This is a genomic window from Blautia acetigignens (assembly GCF_025566865.1).
GTDB lineage: Bacteria > Bacillota > Clostridia > Lachnospirales > Lachnospiraceae > Blautia_A > Blautia_A acetigignens.
This window is the reverse complement of the sequence record NZ_JAOQJM010000002.1, coordinates 284,659-301,776: the sequence shown is the minus strand read 5'-3', so window position 1 is coordinate 301,776 and position 17,118 is coordinate 284,659. Positions and strand designations below refer to the sequence as shown.

The following is a 17,118-nucleotide window of genomic DNA, read 5'->3' as shown; positions in this document are numbered from 1 at the left end:
AGCATGAAGATATGTACCGTATTCTGATAGCAGATGACGAGGGACTTATGCTGGAGGCTTTTAAAGGCATAATCCTGGCTGAATTTGGAGAAAAATGCATTGTGGAGACAGCTAAAACAGGAAGAGTGGTGATCGAGAAGGCGGAAACCTTTCACCCGGATATTGTGTTTATGGACATTCACATGCCGGGAATCAACGGAATCCAGGCGATGAGGGAAATACGCAAGTTTAACAATTCTGCCCTGTTTTACGTGATTTCTGCCTATGACAAATTTGATTATGCGAAAGATGCCATTGATCTTGGTGTGGAAAAGTATCTTACCAAGCCTATTTCAAAAGGAAAAATCATTTCCGTTGTGGAAGAAGCCACGGCAAAGGTGGATAAAGTTCGTGATCAGAGAAGCAATCTGTTGAAAATTCAGGAAAAACTGGAAACGGTAATTCCTGTTGTGGAGTCAAGCTATGTAAGTGCTTTGCTTTTCCAGAAGGAGATGCAGGCAGCAGATTATTACCAGCAGCTTCTGGATATTGCATATGCACAGGGGTTTGTTATGGTGGTGCAGTTTGGGCAGAGCTATGAGAACGGCAGGCTGGTGAGCCCGGTTGGGATGAATGTGAAGGCGCAGAGCTTTTACCCGGAATTTCGGGATGTGGTGAAATCCGCGTTTCCCTGTGTGGTAGGAAATATTATGTCTAATCGTATCCCTGTGGTAGTTCCCTGCGAGATTTCCCAGAATCCTTATGAGGACCGTATTGATCTGGTGGAAAAAGCCAGGGAGCTGGTGGCAAGGCTGGAGAACCGTCTGGATGCTAAATTCCGTGTAGGAATCGGAAGAATCTGGGAGATGGCGGAGATGGAGCGTTCTTACCGCGAGGCTCTTCGTGCGCTGAATGGCAGCCTCAGCCGTGTGATACATATTGAGGATCTTTCCCAGAATGGTGTGTATGATGAAGCATTTCCCGGCAACAATGAGAAGCGGATGTATCGTTTCCTGGAGGAGGGAAATGAGGAAGGCATGCTTCAGGAGGTGAATTTCTTCTTTGACTGGATGGTGGAGCATTATTCCCAGGATATGAACAATATTCGTCTGAAGATCCTGGAGTTTATTATCTGGAGCGAGAAGATTGCATTTGAGTGCGGGGCGATCAATTATGGATTCAGTTACCGCAGAGATTATCTGGATACAGCAATGTCTCTTTCCACCTATGAAGAGCTTCATAAGTGGTTTCAGGAGAAAATGGTGAATGTGTGCCGTGCGATCCGTGACCAGAAGGTGGATCAGTCCAATTCAGCAGTGAAGAAGGCCATGGTTTATATTCAGGAAAATTACAGCAAGGATATTTCCCTGGATGATGTTTCCGGGCAGGTGAATATCAGTCCTTATTATTTCAGCAAGATTTTTAAGGATGAGACAGGAGAAAATTTCATTGAGTATCTGACCAGAGTGCGGATTGAGAGAGCAAAAGAGCTTCTGGTGGATGCCAATATAAGCGTGAAGGAAGCTGGAATTCAGAGCGGATACTCGGATCCTAATTATTTCAGCAGGATTTTTAAGAAGCAGATGGATATGACACCAAGCGAATATAAGGCGAGGTATGGAAAATGAAAAAGGGAAGATGGACGTTTCTGATCATGGTTCTGGCGCTGGCTTTTACAGCTGGGTGCGGCACCGCCCAAAGGGAGCCTGAAAAGACGGAAAAAGAGGAAGAGGACAAGCTGCAAATTGGACTGAGTTTTGATTCTTTTGTAATCGAGCGGTGGCTTCGGGACCGGGATATGTTTGTTTCCACAGCGCAGAGCCTTGGGGCAGAGGTGAATGTGCAGGTTGCCGGGGGCGTGGTGGAAGAGCAGATTTCGCAGATTGAGTATTTTATTAAGAAGAATATGGATGTGATCGTGGTGATCCCTATTGACGGAGATGCCCTTTATGATGTGGTGAAGGAAGCCAAGGATAAGGGGATTTATGTGATCTGTTACGACCGTATAGTGGGGAATATCAATGCAGACCTGTATATTACCATTGATAATGAAAAGGTGGGAACTCTTATGGGCGAGGCGCTGATGCAGGCTTGTCCTGACGGGGGAAATATTTTTGCGATTAATGGTTCTCCTACAGATAAAAATGTGGATGAAGTTGTGCGAGGGTTTAACAAAGCTCTGGAGGGAAGCAATCTGAATGTTGTTTATACTGGCTACTGTGATAACTGGCTGGCGGAACTGGCTGGGAATCATGTGAACAAGGGACTGGAAGTAACCAGGGATATTGTGGGTGTAATGTGCGGAAATGATGATCTGGCCAGTCAGGCGGTGAAGGTTTTGTCGGAGAATCGGCTGGCTGGAAAGGTGGCTGTGGTTGCGCAGGATGCGGATCTGGCGGCCTGTCAGAGAATTGTGGAAGGCACCCAGGAGATGACGGTTTACAAACCTATTGAGCAGGAGGCGAATACGGCGGCGGAGTTTGCGGTGGCTCTTGGAAATGGGGAGGATATTACATCTGGTTCCGGGGAGTATAAAGCGGAAGAGACGTTTAATGACGGTACGTATGAGATTCCTTATTATAAGATTGATCCTATTGCGGTGACGGCGGAGAATATGGATGAGGTGATTATTGACGGGGGATTCCATACAAGGGAGGATGTTTATTTGAATATAAGATAGATATGGTTCAAGGCGGACGCATTCGGACACTTGTGATCTTTAAAGCTTTGATGTATTTTAGAGCCTGCCCCCAAAATCATTCCCGCAATCTGCACGCCCCACTTTGCGGTATATTTCACCCGAATTCGGTTGTCGTAGCCCGCTACGACGCCCTCATCCGGGCAAAATCTCCCACAAATTGTGACGCACATCTTGCAGCAAGCCTTTTTCAAACACGCTCTAGGGAAAGGTACAGAAAAATTCCCTCAAACAGTAAGAATACTGTCTGGGGGAATTTTGGCGCAGCTTAATATTAGAAATAAACGCGGTCGATTTGGATGACGGCGCAGTAGTTGCCATCGTCCATGTTGCGGATTCGCTCTTTCAGGAGATTGGTTATCTCTACGTTGGTAAGTTTACACTCAAAAGGAGCGGCCACATCAAAAATCAGATTGGTGTGGGTGGGGCCTTCTACCATACGGAAATCGTGGATGGAAAGGCGGCGGTCCAGATTGTGGGTAACTTCCTCAATCTGGGTGCGCATGTCGTTGACCTCTTTATTGTCTGTGACGATAGGGTCAATGTGGATGGTTGCGGAGCAGTTCAGTTTGTCCTGGAGTTCGTGCTCGATATTGTCAATCTCGTCATGGATGATCAGCAGGTCTCCATGTTCCGGTACTTCGGCGTGTAGGGAGAGAATCAGTCTTCCAGGGCCGTAGTCGTGGACGATCAGGTCGTGCATGCCATGGACAAGGGGATGGGCGAGAACAATTTCCTCGATTTCTTCTACCAGATTTTTCTCCGGAGCCTGACCAAGGAGCGGATCGATGGTATCCTTCATAGTTGTGATTCCGGTATAGAAAATAAAGATTCCCACCAGAACACCGAACCAGCCATCCAGAATCAGTCCTGTAAGCTGGCTGATAATGGTTGCAAGAAGCACCAGGCTGGTAGCGGCAGTATCGCTTAAACTATCGCCTGCAGTTGCCTGCATGGCAGTGCTGTCGATTTTGTGGCCGATTCCGCGGTTGTAAGTGTACATATAAATTTTCACCAGAATGGAAGCTGCCAGTACCAGGATGATGATCGGGCTGCATTCGATTGGCTCCGGTGTGCGGATCTTGTCAATGGAGGAACGGATCAGCTCAAAGCCCATGATCAGAACTGCAACAGAGACAAGAAGCCCGGAGATGTATTCCATTCGTCCATGTCCGAAGGGGTGCTCGGTGTCCGGTTTCTGTCCGGAGAGCTTAAAGCCTACAAGGGTAATCACAGAAGAGCCGGCGTCTGATAAGTTGTTGAAGGCGTCTGCCGTGATGGCAATGGAACCGCTTAACATGCCTGCCAGCCATTTCCCAAGAAAAAGAAAAATGTTCAGGGCAATTCCTACAGCTCCGCACAGCATGCCGTAAGACTGGCGTACCTGGGGGGAAGCGTAATCTTTGTAATCTTTAATGAAAAAACGGGATAAAAATGTTATCATAAAAAACCTCACCTCAATCATATAAGAAGAAAAAATAAAAGGGTACCCGTATCCGAAAATACATTCTTTCCAATATAACATCTTGTCAGGGAAATTGCTAGTGGAAATTTATAAAATCATACATAATTTGGGTGTGCTAATTTAGTCGGCATTTTCTCAGACGATTGTGGAGAAAAGTGCATGCGGTGGATACAGGAAATATATTTTGTGGAAAATCTAGTTCAAATCTCTGGCAGAATGTGGAAAACTTTTTGAAAAAAATATGGAAATATGGGGAAAAAGTAGTTGACAGAAGCGGGGGCTTATAATATAATTACTCAATGTGACGTAGTGCGAGATACTTTAGCCAATAGCCCCGGCGACGGTATTTATCAGCGGTTTCGGACATTTCCGCAGTAATTGCACCATCGTTTCCATATTACTAAAATATGCGAGATATCGCATTTATACAAACAATCGTTGATAAATAACAGGAGGTAAAACCATGCAGACTTATATGGCTAATCCAGATAAAATCGAGAGAAAATGGTATGTAGTTGACGCTGAAGGCTGCACCCTTGGCCGTCTGGCTTCTGGCGTAGCAAGCGTTTTAAGAGGAAAGAACAAACCTCAGTTTACACCACACGTTGACACAGGTGATTATGTAATCGTTGTTAACGCTGACAAGATTAAAGTTACAGGTAAGAAAATGGATCAGAAGATCTACTACAATCACTCTGATTATGTAGGTGGAATGAAAGAGACTACATTAAAAGAGATGATGGCTAAGAAACCTGAGAAAGTTGTTGAGCTGGCAGTTAAAGGTATGCTTCCAAAAGGACCATTAGGAAGAGAAATGTACACAAAACTTTTCGTTTATGCCGGACCTGAACACAAACATGCGGCTCAGAAACCGGAAGTTTTAACATTTTAATGAGGAGGTAGAAAACATTGGCTAGCGCAAAATTCTACGGAACAGGAAGAAGAAAAAAATCAGTAGCAAGAGTTTACCTTACCCCAGGTACTGGTAAAATCACTATCAATAAAAGAGACATCGATGAGTATTTCGGATTAGATACTCTTAAAGTTATCGTTCGTCAGCCACTGGCTGCTACCGAAACAGATGGTAAATTCGATATCCTTGTAAATGTACACGGTGGCGGATATACAGGACAGGCTGGTGCTATCAGACATGGTATCTCCAGAGCCCTTCTTGAAGCAGACAAAGAGTACAGACCAGTTCTTAAAGCAGCAGGATTCCTTACTCGTGATCCTCGTATGAAAGAACGTAAGAAGTACGGTCTCAAAGCAGCTCGTCGCGCTCCGCAGTTCAGCAAACGTTAATCTTAGTTATCCAAGAGATAATCGACTGCTAAGACTATATCAAAATGTTTACAAACCCCGGAAAATCAAGGTTTTCCGGGGCTTGTTTTGCCCTAATCCGGCTGCACAGAGTATTGGAAAAGTCAAAACGAACCGTAGGTAGTCCTGCAAGGACAACCACTGTCAAAAACAGCATCCGAAACTGTCTGACTGTGTTTCAGAATGACCCGAAGCTGGAAGGCGCAATCCGCTACAATATTCTGACGGAGCGAATTGATATTTCTAAGCATATATGATGGCATTCTGGTTTATGATCATGAAACCGCCATGTATCATTTGGAAAATGGGCATGCTACATCTTTTAACAGATTGCAAGGAAAATGATTTGCTGCATCAACTGTACCGACTTATCACTTCCTCAATTCCGGAACCAGATTGCTGTAATACGCTGTCTTACCTGACAACACATCGTCATAGAATCCCTGCTTCCAGTCAGCAATAGATTGGAGCAGGGATTCTTCTTTCTTATTTATAATAGACAAGTCAATACATACCCCATATGTAATTCGTGCCATTTTCCGCCGTTTCGTGCCAAACCAATTGAAAAACAGATGGATTTTTATATAATGATTTTAACAAGTGAAGGAAAAAATCAAACAGGAAAGGAGGAGATTCGTGTATTGCATTGCTGTATTGATTGATAAAGGACAAAAGGGGCAGGACTATGCAGAATATATTTTGAACTACTGCGCCGACAGAAAGATATTTCCCCTGGTTCAGATTTATCAGGATCAGGAAAAGTTTTTTGGAGAAATACAAAAAACAATACCGTCCATTGTGCTTCTGGCACTTCAGGGAGTAGCAGGGCTGAATGCTGCGGAGCATCTCCGTTCCCTGCATCCGAAATGCAAAATGATCTGGTGCAGTGATCTGGATTTTTCCCTTCATGCATTTAAACTGCGTGTGGAATATTTTTTTATGGAACCCGTGGAGGAACAGAAGCTCTGGGAAGGGCTTACGGCATGTTTCGGACGCAGGTGATTATATTTATTTTAATTCAGGAGGAAGATGATAATGAAAAAAAGAGCTATGATTATTGCAATGATGGCAGCCATGCTTACGGTTACCTCTGACTGCACGGTGAAGCTTCTCCATGCAGAGGAGACACAGACCAAGGAAGCACAAGCTGAAGACTCTCAAAGCGAAGGTACATCCCAACTTCCAATAAAAGCACTTTCCCCCAAGGTAGTGGAAGAAAATCCTTATATGGCAAAAAGTGATTCCAACATTCATCATGACTGCTACAATACTGACTCTACAGATGAGGTGCTGCCGGTGGGTATCTATTCCGAGATCAATGTTTCCTACGAGAAGGTAAACGCAAACGCATCCCCGGCCATCTTTTTTGATTCCTACGGTCACGCAGTGGTTCCATTTCTTGGTGGCCTTGCTATTCGCGATATCAATGCAGATGAGACACAGACAGTGGGATATTTTTCCCCGAAGCAGCATGACGAAGGCGGCTATGTGATTCAAAGCTCCTACTCCTTCGTAGATGAGAGTAACCGAATCGTGTGTCCAACCAGCAACAATCACGTGCTGATGTTAAAAGCAACCGACGAGGAAGGAAACGTGCTGCCGGAATTTGAGAAGGTGCTGGATATCGACATCAAGGCTGCAGCTGAAGCAGCTCTTGGAAAAACACTGGATCAGAATCTTTTATCAGTAGTATTTGACTATGACGGGAATTTATGGTTTGCCACCGGCGGCTTCCGCATTTATCCGGACAGGGAGCAGCAAGGAGCTGTTGGATACATTTCCCGCAGTGCCATTGATGCGATCTTAAACGGAGAGGAAGTGGATCTGACAGACTCTGTATTTGTATATGAACTGACTCCGGGAGAAGGCGCAGAAAATGGCATTGCATCCTCCAAGGATGGCGCTGTGATCCTGACAAACCTGAACTGCTATCTGTTCCAGGCAGATAACGGTGTGCAGAAGGTATGGAAAACTTCTTATGAGAGCGTAGGTGCCAAGGAAAGCGCAGAAGGTGACGCCACTACAGGTGGTGGTCTTGCCTGGGGCGGCGGCTGTTCCCCTTCTCTTACAAAAGACCTGGTTATGTTTACCGACAATCAGAATCCGGTAAATCTCCTTGCTGTTGATATGAAAACCGGAGAAACAGTTGCCAGCCTTCCGGTTATCGACGAGCTTCCGGAGGACAGTCAGGTATCTGTGGAAAACTCCGCAATTGTATACGACAACGGTGCAGGAACGGTGAGTACCATTGTGTGCAACTGGTTTGGTGCCGGAAGTGCTGCTCTTGGAAAAGAGGACAGCGATTCTTCCATCCAGAGCTATGCCAATATTTATGATGTAAACTGGTTAAGCCAGGGAAATAAAATGATCATGCCAGGTGTAGAACGAGTGGACACCATCAAAACTGATGACGGCTACGAAATGAAGAGTATCTGGTGCAGAAGTGATCTGTCCGATACTTCCATGCTGAAGCTTTCCACTGCCACCGGATATATTTACGGCTATGTTCAGGATCTGGAAACTGGCATGTGGCAGTATATTATGCTGGATTTTGAGACTGGCGAGACCGTATTTTCAATGGATGTTTCCAGCAAGCCTGGTTACAACAACATGGCCATCGGCATGTATGCCGGAAACAGCGGAAATGCCCTTTATTGTCCGACCGGATATCTGGAGCTGTTAAGACTTCAGGACCGTTTTGTTTACTTGCCGGAAATGCCGTACCGCAAAGTGGATCTGGATCAGGCAATGCGAAATGTGCTTGGACAGGAAACCTTTGAAGCGGATGGCGGACAGGGAAATGTTATGGGCTGGCTGAATACCGTAACTGTTGAAAATGTGCATCCGAACACCACAGTGGCGCTGCGAGTGAAAGGTCTGTCCGGCAGCGCAGATGCACTGAAGCTTTACGGTTACGGTGCAGACGGCTCCCTTCAGGAAGTGCCTGAAGACCTGTGGCATATCCAGACAGAGGAGGGAGCGATCCCGGATACCTTATCTGAGGATGTACTGTATGAAATCCACGTTCTGGTACAGGATGGCGGTACATTCGACCTTAGCGAAAATGAGAAGGAAATCAAAGTATCCGTTGTTGCAGCTCAGTAAAAAGGGTGGAACTTTTTCAGAAAGATTCTGGCACTTATTAGTCCATGATGAAATTACCGGTGCAGTGTGAGTTTTATACTCATACTGTACCGGTGTTTTTATTATTTCAGAAACAGATGAAGCAGCTTCCGGGAAATCCGCCCGTAGGGCTGATAACGTATAGGCAGATCAATCCAGGTTTTTTTATCTACAATGCTCTTATAATGGGAAAAGGTTTCAAATCCTTTTTTACCATGATAGCTTCCCATACCGCTTTCTCCGAAGCCTCCAAAGGGCAATTCACTGGTTGCAAGATGAATGACTACATCATTGATACAGCCGCCTCCGAATCCGCATTCAGAGGTGACTTTTTTTATTATAGCCTTATCCTGTGCAAAAATATAAAGTGCAAGAGGATGAGCCAGGGAATTTACTTTATGGATAACCTCATCAATGGAGGTGAAAGTAAGCACAGGAAGCACAGGCCCGAAAATTTCTTCCTGCATTATGGCATCCTCGAAGGTAACCTTGTCCATTACAGTAGGTTCGATCTGCAGTGTTTCGGGTCGTATATTTCCACCGCAGATTACCTTCGAGGAATCAATTAATCTCTGAATACGGTCAAAATGCTTTTGGTTGATGATCTTTCCGTAATTTTTGTTATCCAGAGGTGCTTTGCCAAACTGCTTGCGGATCTGTTTTCGAAGCTGTTTTAGAAATTCGTCTTTTATTTCACTGTGGCAATAAACATAGTCAGGAGCCACACAAGTCTGTCCGCAATTCAGATACTTTCCAAATACAATACGTTTGGCTGCGAGCTTTAAGTTCGCAGATTTGTCTATAATACAGGGGCTTTTGCCGCCAAGCTCCAAAGTGACAGGAGTAAGATGCTCACTGGCCTTTCGCATAACCTCTTTTCCCACAGACTGGCTTCCTGTGAAAAAGATATAGTCAAAATGCTCCTGAAGAAGACAGGCATTTTCTGCACGTCCGCCCATAACAACTGCCACATGGTGCTCCGGAAAGCATTCCCGGATGATTTCACAGAGAACAGCTCCGGTGGCAGGAGAATAAGCGCTTGGCTTAAGGACAGCTGTGTTTCCGGCAGCAAGCGCATCTGCCAAAGGGTCAAGGGTGAGAAGAAACGGATAGTTCCATGGACTCATGATCAGTGAAACACCGTAAGGAGACGGCTTCTGGAAGCTTCGTGAGTGAAATTGTGCAAGTGGTGTATGCACAGTTTTTTCCCTGGAAAGGGAACGGATATGCTTCAGCAGATAGGTAATCTCGCTGAGAACAAGACCGGATTCACACATGTAGCTCTCAAAGCTGCTTTTCCCAAGATCTGCCTTTAATGCGGCATCAATCTGCTCCTGATGAGCCTGGATGGAGGCCTGAAGCTTTTTCAATGCTTCAATACGAAAATCAATATTAAGTGTAGCACCTGTATAAAAGAATTCCCGCTGCCTGCGGATGATATCCTGGATCGCTTCCTGTGTCATGGGATTTTCCTCGCATTATAAAATGTAGTATTGTTTAGAGTCCCTCTCCAGGGACGAGATCCTGTTTGAAAAAAGCGTTTTATGCTTCCGGCTGTTCTTTATCCGGCATCAGCATATAATAAAACTTCTCCAGCTCCCCGGCATCCATCAGTACCGGAACGGGATACAGAGGATTAGCTTCCTTGTCTGCATAATGGGACAATTTCGGAATATCCTCTTCCTGGATTTCCGGAATGAAATCCCCGATGCCAAAGCGGGCTTTCATATCCTTGATGGCCTGGATAAAGCCTGCAGCAGCTTCCTCCACAGGTGTTTCCGTGTCCGCAACGCCTGCCGCAACTGCTAAGGCTGCCAGCTTCTTGTGAATGGTTTTTCCGTAGGCTTCCAGAACATAGGGAAGAAGCACTGCATTGGCAAGTCCGTGAGGCACATTGTACTGTCCACCCAGGGAATGTGCTACTGCATGTATATAGCCCACATAAGATTTGGTAAAAGCACAGCCTGCAAAGTAGGAAGCGCGGAGCATATTCCGGCGGGCTTCCTTATTAGAGCCATCTGTGTATGCGGTATCCAGATTTTCAAAAATCAGCTTTACAGCATCCAGGGCATTTTTCCTGGTGCCTGGCGTGGTGGAATTGCCGATGTATGCCTCCACTGCATGGGTAAGGGCATCCATACCAGTAGTTGCGGTGATAAAAGGCGGAAGGCTTAAGGTAACCTTAGGATCCAGAACTGCATAGCGCGGAATCAACGGAAAATCGTTGATGGCATATTTGTGTCTGGTCTGCGCATCTACAATTACGGCGGCCAGCGTGGTTTCACTTCCGGTTCCTGCTGTAGTTGGAACAGCAATCAGAAGAGGAAGCTTCTTGTGCACCTTCAGAATTCCCTTCATCTTGGCAAGGGACTGACGGGGCTTGGCGACCCTGGCACCAACTGCCTTGGCACAGTCCATACTGGAACCGCCGCCGAAGCCGATAATGGCTTTACAGTTGTTTGCATGGTAAAGCTCAAGCGCTTCTGCCACATTGTCTGTAGTAGGGTTGGCTACTGTTTTGTCATAAAGGATATAAGAAATGCCGCTGTCTGTCAACGCCTTTTCCAGACGGTCGGTAAGCCCAAGCTGATGAATGCCTGCATCTGTGATGATCAGCACATTCTCGCATTTTTTCTTTTTCAGCATATCGGGAACTTCCTTCAGGCTGCCGATGATCTTCGGGTTTCGGTAAGGCAGAAAGGGAAGTGCGAACTTAAACACATTCTGGAAAATTCTGCAGTATATTTTCTTTACTGGATTCATAATAAAATTTCTCGCTTTCTTGTACGGTTTTTATCCTGAATGAAATTATATCATGGTTTCAAATATTGTAAAGATAAAATAATTTTAATATCAAGATAAATTTGCAGGCAGATTTCTCTTATCGACTGATGGGGGATTGTGTGTTATGATAATATAAAGATAAAGAATTGCGGGAGCTGCAAAACAGCGGAGCAATTCGTAGATATCAAGTTAGGGGCAAAATACTTTTTGCCCCTAACATCCTATTAAGAACATAAAGAAAGGGGTATTTTCCATGGCAGAGACCTTTGGAAAGAATCCGGAAAAGAACTTGAGCATAGGCATTCTGGCACATGTAGATGCAGGAAAGACTACATTGTCAGAAGCACTTTTATATTTAAACGGCAAAATCCGCAAGCTGGGAAGAGTAGACCATAAAGACGCATACCTGGACACTTCTCCTTTGGAGCGGGAACGTGGAATTACAATTTTTTCCAAGCAGGCCATCCTTGATCTTGGAGACACCAGAGTCACGCTTCTGGACACTCCGGGCCATGTGGATTTTTCCGCGGAGATGGAGCGGACCCTGCAGGTATTAGATTACGCCATTTTGGTGATCAACGGAGCAGACGGCGTGCAGGGACATACTGTAACGTTGTGGAGACTTCTGGAAAGATACCAGATTCCAACTTTTATTTTTATCAACAAAATGGATCAGGACGGAGCCGACCAGGAGGCTCTTCTGGCAGAACTGAGGAAACGCCTGAGCGAAAACTGTCTGGACTTTGGTCCCACGGATATCAAAACAGAGATTCAAAAAGAAACAGATCCGGGCAGCCGCGCGGAGCAGAACACCAACGAAATTTTCCACACAGAAGCAGAGCACGGGGAAGAATTCTGGGAAAGCCTGGCTATGTGCGATGAGCATCTTCTGGAAAAATATCTGGAAGAGGGCGAGGTGGGCCCGGAAGAAGTCACTAGGCTGATCATTGAGCGCAAGGTTTTCCCCTGCTATTTTGGTTCTGCGCTGAAAATGGGCGGCGTGAAATATCTCATCGGCGGACTTGAGCACTATACAGCCAATCCCCCTTACCCGGAGGCCTTCGGTGCCAAGGTGTACAAGATTGCAAGGGACGAGCAGGGAAACCGCCTTTCCTATATGAAAATCACTGGCGGAACCCTGAAGGTGAAAGACCTTCTTACCACAAGCAAGGGAAATGTGGCAGCAGGGGAAGAAATCTGGGAGGAAAAAGCCGACCAGATCCGCATTTATTCCGGAGCGAAATTTGAACTGGCGAAAGAAGCAAAAGCGGGAACTGTTTGTGCCGTCACAGGTCTTACCCACACATTTCCGGGCCAGGGACTTGGAATCACGGAAAATTCCAACATGCCTGTTCTGGAGCCTGTACTGAACTACCGGATCCTGCTCCCGGAAGGCTGCGATGTGCACCAGATGCTGAAGAAATTAAAGGAACTGGAAGAGGAGGATCCCCAGCTTCATATTGTATGGGATGAGCAGTTAGGAGAAATCCATGCCATGCTCATGGGAGATGTGCAGATCGAGATTTTGAAACGGCTGATCTGGGAAAGGTTCCATGTAGCAGTAGACTTCGGCACCGGAAACATTGTATATAAGGAAACAATTGCTGCGCCTGTGGAGGGCGTGGGACATTTTGAGCCTTTGCGCCACTATGCGGAGGTACATTTGCTTCTGGAGCCAGGTGAGCCGGGAAGCGGCCTGCAGTTTTTCACGGCGTGCAGCGAGGATGTTCTGGACCGCAATTGGCAGCGGCTGATTCTCACCCATCTGGAGGAAAAGGAACACAGAGGCGTGCTTACCGGAGCGCCTATCACGGATATGCAGATTACACTGCTCACCGGGCGCGCCCATCAGAAGCATACAGAGGGCGGTGATTTCCGACAGGCAACCTACCGCGCTATCCGCCAGGGCTTGAAAAAAGCCACAAGCGTTTTGTTAGAGCCATACTATGAATTTCGCCTGGAAATTCCGGTGGACACAGTAGGCCGTGCCATGACGGATATCCAGAAAATGCAGGGAACCCTTCTGCCCCCGGAAACGGAGGACATGACTGCAATTTTGAAGGGAAAAGCACCGGTTTCTGCTATGCGTGATTACCAGAAGGAAGTGGTTTCCTATACAAGAGGCCTGGGAAGGCTGTTCTGCAGCCTGAAAGGCTATGAGCCCTGTAAAAATCAGGAAGAGATTGTGGAACAAATTGGCTATGATTCTGAGCGTGACCTGGACAATCCCACTGGTTCTGTATTTTGTGCCCATGGCGCCGGATTTGTGGTGCCATGGTATCAGGTGGAAGAGTATATGCATCTGGACACAGGGATTTCCGAGGAGTTTGATGATGATCTAAGCGCAGAGGAAGACTGGCAGAGCACAGAATGCGGAGAAGAAAATGCAGCATACGGCGGTGCCGGCAGCCAATCGGGAAATCAGACCCGCGGTGCCAGTCAGACTTCAGGAAAATCCGGCTACCAGCCACCAAAGTCCGCTTATCGCGGCAGCTATGAAGATGATAAGGAACTTCAGGCAATTTTCGAGCGAACCTTCGGTCCTGTAAAAAGAGACAGAATGTCTTCCTATAAAAAAGTAGTAACTGCGCCATCCTCTCCATCCACCAGCTCCTACTGGAAAAAGGACAAAGAAGAATACCTTCTGGTGGACGGCTACAACATTATTTTTGCATGGCCGGAACTGAAGGAACTGGCAGATGCGGATGTCCGTGCGGCGCAGACCAAGCTGATGGACATTCTCAGCAATTATCAGGGATACAAAAAATGCACGCTGATTCTTGTTTTTGACGCATACAAAGTGGAAGGCCACCAGGAAGAGGTTCTGACCTATCACAACATTCATGTGGTTTATACCAAAGAAGCAGAGACCGCAGATCAGTATATTGAAAAAACAGTCCACAAGATCGGCAGACAGCATCAGGTGACAGTAGCTACCTCTGATGGTCTGGAACAGATTATAATTATGGGACAGGGGGCAAACCGAATTTCTGCAAGAGGCCTGAAAGAGGAAATTGAGGAAACCAGGAAGCAGCTTCGCCAGGAGTGGCATCAGCGCCGCCAGTCAAGCCATACGTACCTGTTTGACCATGCAGATGAAGAAACAGCAAAGCTGATGGAGGAAGTCCGTCTTGGAAAGAAAAAACTGTAAGCGGTTTACTGACAATTTGAAAATGATGAGATAAAGGAGATGTATCAAAAATGAGAGAGAAGCTTACCCGCAAGGATGTTGAGAAAATTGAGCAGGAAATTGAGCATCGCAAGCTGGTAATCCGTAAGGAAGCCATTGAAGCGGTAAAGGAAGCACGTGCCCAGGGCGACTTAAGCGAGAATTTCGAGTACTATGCTGCCAAGCGCCATAAGAACCAGAACGAGAGCCGTATCCGCTATCTGGAGAACATGTTAAAAACAGCCACCATCGTATCGGACAAATCCAGCAGTGATGAAGTAGGAATGGATGATATTGTGGAGGTTTATTTCGAGGAGGATGACGAGATTGATAAATACAAGCTGGTTACATCCATCAGGGGAAACTCCATGGAGAACCGGATCAGCATTGATTCCCCCATCGGCATGGCATTAAAAGGCCACAAGGTAGGCGACCGCGTGGAAGTAAAAGTAAATGATAATTACAGCTACTTCCTGGAAATCCGCTCCATTGACAAAACCCACTCTGAGGAGGAAGAGATAAGAGGATTTTAAAAGACCTTTACCGGATAAAATGCTGCATTCAGTTGTTTTCCAGGCTCACCAGCCGCATTTACAGTAATTTTACATTGGAGCCAATGTGATTTAACAAAGATTTGGTAGTAAAAACCAGGGAAATGTAAAGTATTTTACATAGATTTAACATTCCTCTCCCCCGAAATTTTACATAGACCACCTATATTAATCTCATAACCAAGAAACAAACAAACTCTAACAAATGGATAAAAGGAGAGGAAAAAGAATGGATTTTTTTAGCATCCTGACTTTGCTGGGAGGCCTGGCAATGTTCTTGTACGGAATGCAGGTTATGGGAGACGGACTGGAAAAGCTTTCAGGAGGAAAGCTTGAGAAGATTCTTGAGAATCTTTCTTCAAACAGATTAAAGGCAGTTCTGGTTGGCGCTGCCGTGACAGCAGTTATTCAATCGTCATCAGCAACGACAGTTATGGTTGTAGGCTTTGTAAACTCAGGAATCATGCACTTATCCCAGGCCGTTGGCTTCATTATGGGAGCAAATATCGGTACTACGATTACTGCATGGATTCTTAGTCTTGCCGGAATTGAAAGCTCGAATTTCTTTGTGAAATTATTAAATCCAAGCTCATTTTCACCTATTCTGGCACTGATTGGTGTGATTTTCATTGTTTTTCTTCACGATGAAAAAAAGAAGGATATAGGAAACATTATGGTAGGATTTGCAGTGCTTATGTTCGGAATGAACACTATGAGCGGCGCTGTAAAGCCGCTTGCCCAGGTTCCGGAATTTACTAATATTCTGCTGAAATTTTCCAACCCGATTCTGGGAGTGTTGGCAGGTGCGCTTTTGACTGCGGTTATTCAGTCATCCTCTGCTTCCGTAGGAATTCTTCAGGCACTTTGTGTAACCGGTGCCGTTCAGTACGGCACGGCCCTGCCGATTATCATGGGACAGAACATTGGAACCTGTATTACAGCTATGCTTTCTTCTGTTGGTGCAACCAAAAACGCAAAGCGTGCAGCTGTGGTTCATCTGTACTTTAACATTGTGGGAACCATTGCATTTATGGGTGTTTTCTATCTTCTTAATACATTTTTACATTTTTCATTTATAAATGATGTGGCAGGACCGGCAGGAATTGCTGTTATTCATAGTGCATTTAATGTAATTGCAACTGTTGTGCTTCTTCCGTTTGGTGACGTTCTTGTAAAAATGGCATGTGCGACTATTCGTGATACCAAAGAAGAAAAAGCCATCTCAGAAGAAGATCAGGAGTTTATGATCCTGGAATCCCGCTTTTTGAGCAATCCTGGAATTGCCATTGAACAGAGCAAAACAGCAGCAAAAAAAATGGCAGAGCAGTCTCAAAATGCGCTGAAGCTTTCCTTTGGACTTCTGGATAGTTTTCAGGAGGAAAATGCGTTCCGTGTGGAAAAAATCGAGGCAAAGGTTGACCGCTATGAGGATGAGCTTGGAACCTATCTGATTAAATTGAATCAGAAGGAGCTTTCAGTAGAGGATAGTCACAGCCTTTCTATTATGCTTCATTGCATCGGTGACTTTGAACGTATTTCTGATCATGCTTTAAGTATTATGAAATCAGCCAAAGAGATGTGGGAAAAAAATGCAGTTTTTTCTCCACAGGCAGTGAAGGAGCTTCATGTTATGGAAAAAGCGGTGGTTGATATTGTGGATAAGGCGTATGCTGTATTTGCCAACCAGGACATTCAGCTGGCAGAGGAAATCGAACCTTTAGAGGAAGTGATCGACGAGCTTAGCCGTGAATTAAAAAGACGCCATGTAAACCGCCTTAGAGCAGGAGAATGCACTATTGAGATGGGATTTATTTTGTCCGATGTAACTACAAGTCTTGAGCGAATTGCAGATCATTGCTCTAATATTGGCGTCTGTGTAACACAGGTAAGGGAAGACCTATATGACACGCACAGCCATCTGGACTCTGTGAAAAATGCTCCGGGAGAGCTTTTTCACCACGAGCTTGAGGCGGCAAGAGTAAACTATATGCTTCCATAAATGTGCGCAGATAATGCGTATGGGAGGAGA

Annotated in this window: 15 protein-coding genes; 10 read left to right on the top strand and 5 right to left on the bottom strand. The window is 45.7% G+C overall.

All coding sequences use genetic code 11. The features are described 5' to 3' along the window. Positions 1–11 precede the first annotated feature (11 nt). Both OCV70_RS04230 and OCV70_RS04225 read left to right on the top strand, forming a co-directional pair. Complete coding sequence (locus tag OCV70_RS04230; protein WP_021924374.1) at positions 12–1,607, top strand: response regulator; 1,596 nt, start codon at positions 12–14, stop codon at positions 1,605–1,607. After that, positions 1,604–2,659 (top strand): substrate-binding domain-containing protein, encoded by a 1,056-nt coding sequence (locus OCV70_RS04225; protein ID WP_021924375.1) that lies wholly within the window; start codon positions 1,604–1,606, stop codon positions 2,657–2,659. Before OCV70_RS04230 ends, OCV70_RS04225 begins: the two co-directional genes overlap by 4 nt. Here OCV70_RS04225 and OCV70_RS19625 read toward each other — a convergent pair. Continuing rightward, on the bottom strand, positions 2,641–2,850 hold the full coding sequence (locus tag OCV70_RS19625; protein ID WP_317259449.1) for a DUF6783 domain-containing protein: 210 nt from the start codon (positions 2,848–2,850) through the stop codon (positions 2,641–2,643). The two genes, OCV70_RS04225 and OCV70_RS19625, sit on opposite strands and share 19 nt — an antisense overlap. On the opposite strand from OCV70_RS19625, the gene OCV70_RS19620 reads away from it, so the two are divergent. Beyond that, on the top strand, positions 2,770–2,949 hold the full coding sequence (locus tag OCV70_RS19620) for a DUF6783 domain-containing protein (protein WP_317259448.1): 180 nt from the start codon (positions 2,770–2,772) through the stop codon (positions 2,947–2,949). The two genes, OCV70_RS19625 and OCV70_RS19620, sit on opposite strands and share 81 nt — an antisense overlap. Positions 2,950–2,951: 2 nt before the next feature. Here OCV70_RS19620 and OCV70_RS04220 read toward each other — a convergent pair whose 3' ends face one another. Further along, positions 2,952–4,121, bottom strand: a complete 1,170-nt coding sequence (locus OCV70_RS04220; RefSeq protein WP_117853323.1) for a cation diffusion facilitator family transporter — start codon at positions 4,119–4,121, stop codon at positions 2,952–2,954. A gap of 484 nt (positions 4,122–4,605) precedes the next feature. On the opposite strand from OCV70_RS04220, the gene rplM reads away from it, so the two are divergent. After that, positions 4,606–5,034 carry a 50S ribosomal protein L13 gene (gene rplM / locus OCV70_RS04215; RefSeq protein ID WP_117853326.1) on the top strand — a complete coding sequence of 143 codons (429 nt, stop codon included), beginning with the start codon at positions 4,606–4,608 and terminating at the stop codon, positions 5,032–5,034. A gap of 17 nt (positions 5,035–5,051) precedes the next feature. Then, the gene (gene rpsI, locus OCV70_RS04210) at positions 5,052–5,444 is read left to right on the top strand and encodes a 30S ribosomal protein S9 (protein ID WP_173765305.1); all 393 of its coding nucleotides are present in this window, start codon (positions 5,052–5,054) and stop codon (positions 5,442–5,444) included. Between the two features lie 389 nt (positions 5,445–5,833). On the opposite strand, the gene OCV70_RS04205 is transcribed toward rpsI, so the two are convergent. After that, positions 5,834–5,998 (bottom strand): hypothetical protein, encoded by a 165-nt coding sequence (locus OCV70_RS04205; RefSeq protein WP_262579273.1) that lies wholly within the window; start codon positions 5,996–5,998, stop codon positions 5,834–5,836. Between the two features lie 100 nt (positions 5,999–6,098). Here OCV70_RS04205 and OCV70_RS04200 point away from each other — a divergent pair, with 100 nt between their 5' ends. Next, positions 6,099–6,464 carry a response regulator gene (locus tag OCV70_RS04200; protein WP_186901426.1) on the top strand — a complete coding sequence of 122 codons (366 nt, stop codon included), beginning with the start codon at positions 6,099–6,101 and terminating at the stop codon, positions 6,462–6,464. A 33-nt stretch (positions 6,465–6,497) separates the two neighbouring features. Further along, positions 6,498–8,567 (top strand): PQQ-binding-like beta-propeller repeat protein, encoded by a 2,070-nt coding sequence (locus OCV70_RS04195; protein WP_021925222.1) that lies wholly within the window; start codon positions 6,498–6,500, stop codon positions 8,565–8,567. A gap of 101 nt (positions 8,568–8,668) precedes the next feature. Here OCV70_RS04195 and OCV70_RS04190 read toward each other — a convergent pair whose 3' ends face one another. Together OCV70_RS04190 and OCV70_RS04185 are read right to left on the bottom strand one after the other, a co-directional pair. Further along, positions 8,669–10,048, bottom strand: coding sequence for an aldehyde dehydrogenase (locus OCV70_RS04190; RefSeq protein WP_021925221.1), 1,380 nt, complete (start codon positions 10,046–10,048; stop codon positions 8,669–8,671). A 79-nt stretch (positions 10,049–10,127) separates the two neighbouring features. Beyond that, on the bottom strand, positions 10,128–11,348 hold the full coding sequence (locus OCV70_RS04185) for an iron-containing alcohol dehydrogenase (protein WP_021925220.1): 1,221 nt from the start codon (positions 11,346–11,348) through the stop codon (positions 10,128–10,130). Between the two features lie 274 nt (positions 11,349–11,622). On the opposite strand from OCV70_RS04185, the gene OCV70_RS04180 reads away from it, so the two are divergent. From OCV70_RS04180 to OCV70_RS04170, 3 genes are all read left to right on the top strand, one after another. Further along, a complete protein-coding gene (locus OCV70_RS04180) occupies positions 11,623–14,520 on the top strand; it encodes a translation factor GTPase family protein (RefSeq protein ID WP_021925219.1) in 2,898 nt (965 codons plus the stop codon). 50 nt (positions 14,521–14,570) lie between these two features. Beyond that, complete coding sequence (gene greA / locus OCV70_RS04175; protein ID WP_021925218.1) at positions 14,571–15,071, top strand: transcription elongation factor GreA; 501 nt, start codon at positions 14,571–14,573, stop codon at positions 15,069–15,071. Between the two features lie 247 nt (positions 15,072–15,318). Beyond that, on the top strand, positions 15,319–17,088 hold the full coding sequence (locus OCV70_RS04170; protein WP_021925217.1) for a Na/Pi cotransporter family protein: 1,770 nt from the start codon (positions 15,319–15,321) through the stop codon (positions 17,086–17,088). Positions 17,089–17,118 lie beyond the last annotated feature (30 nt).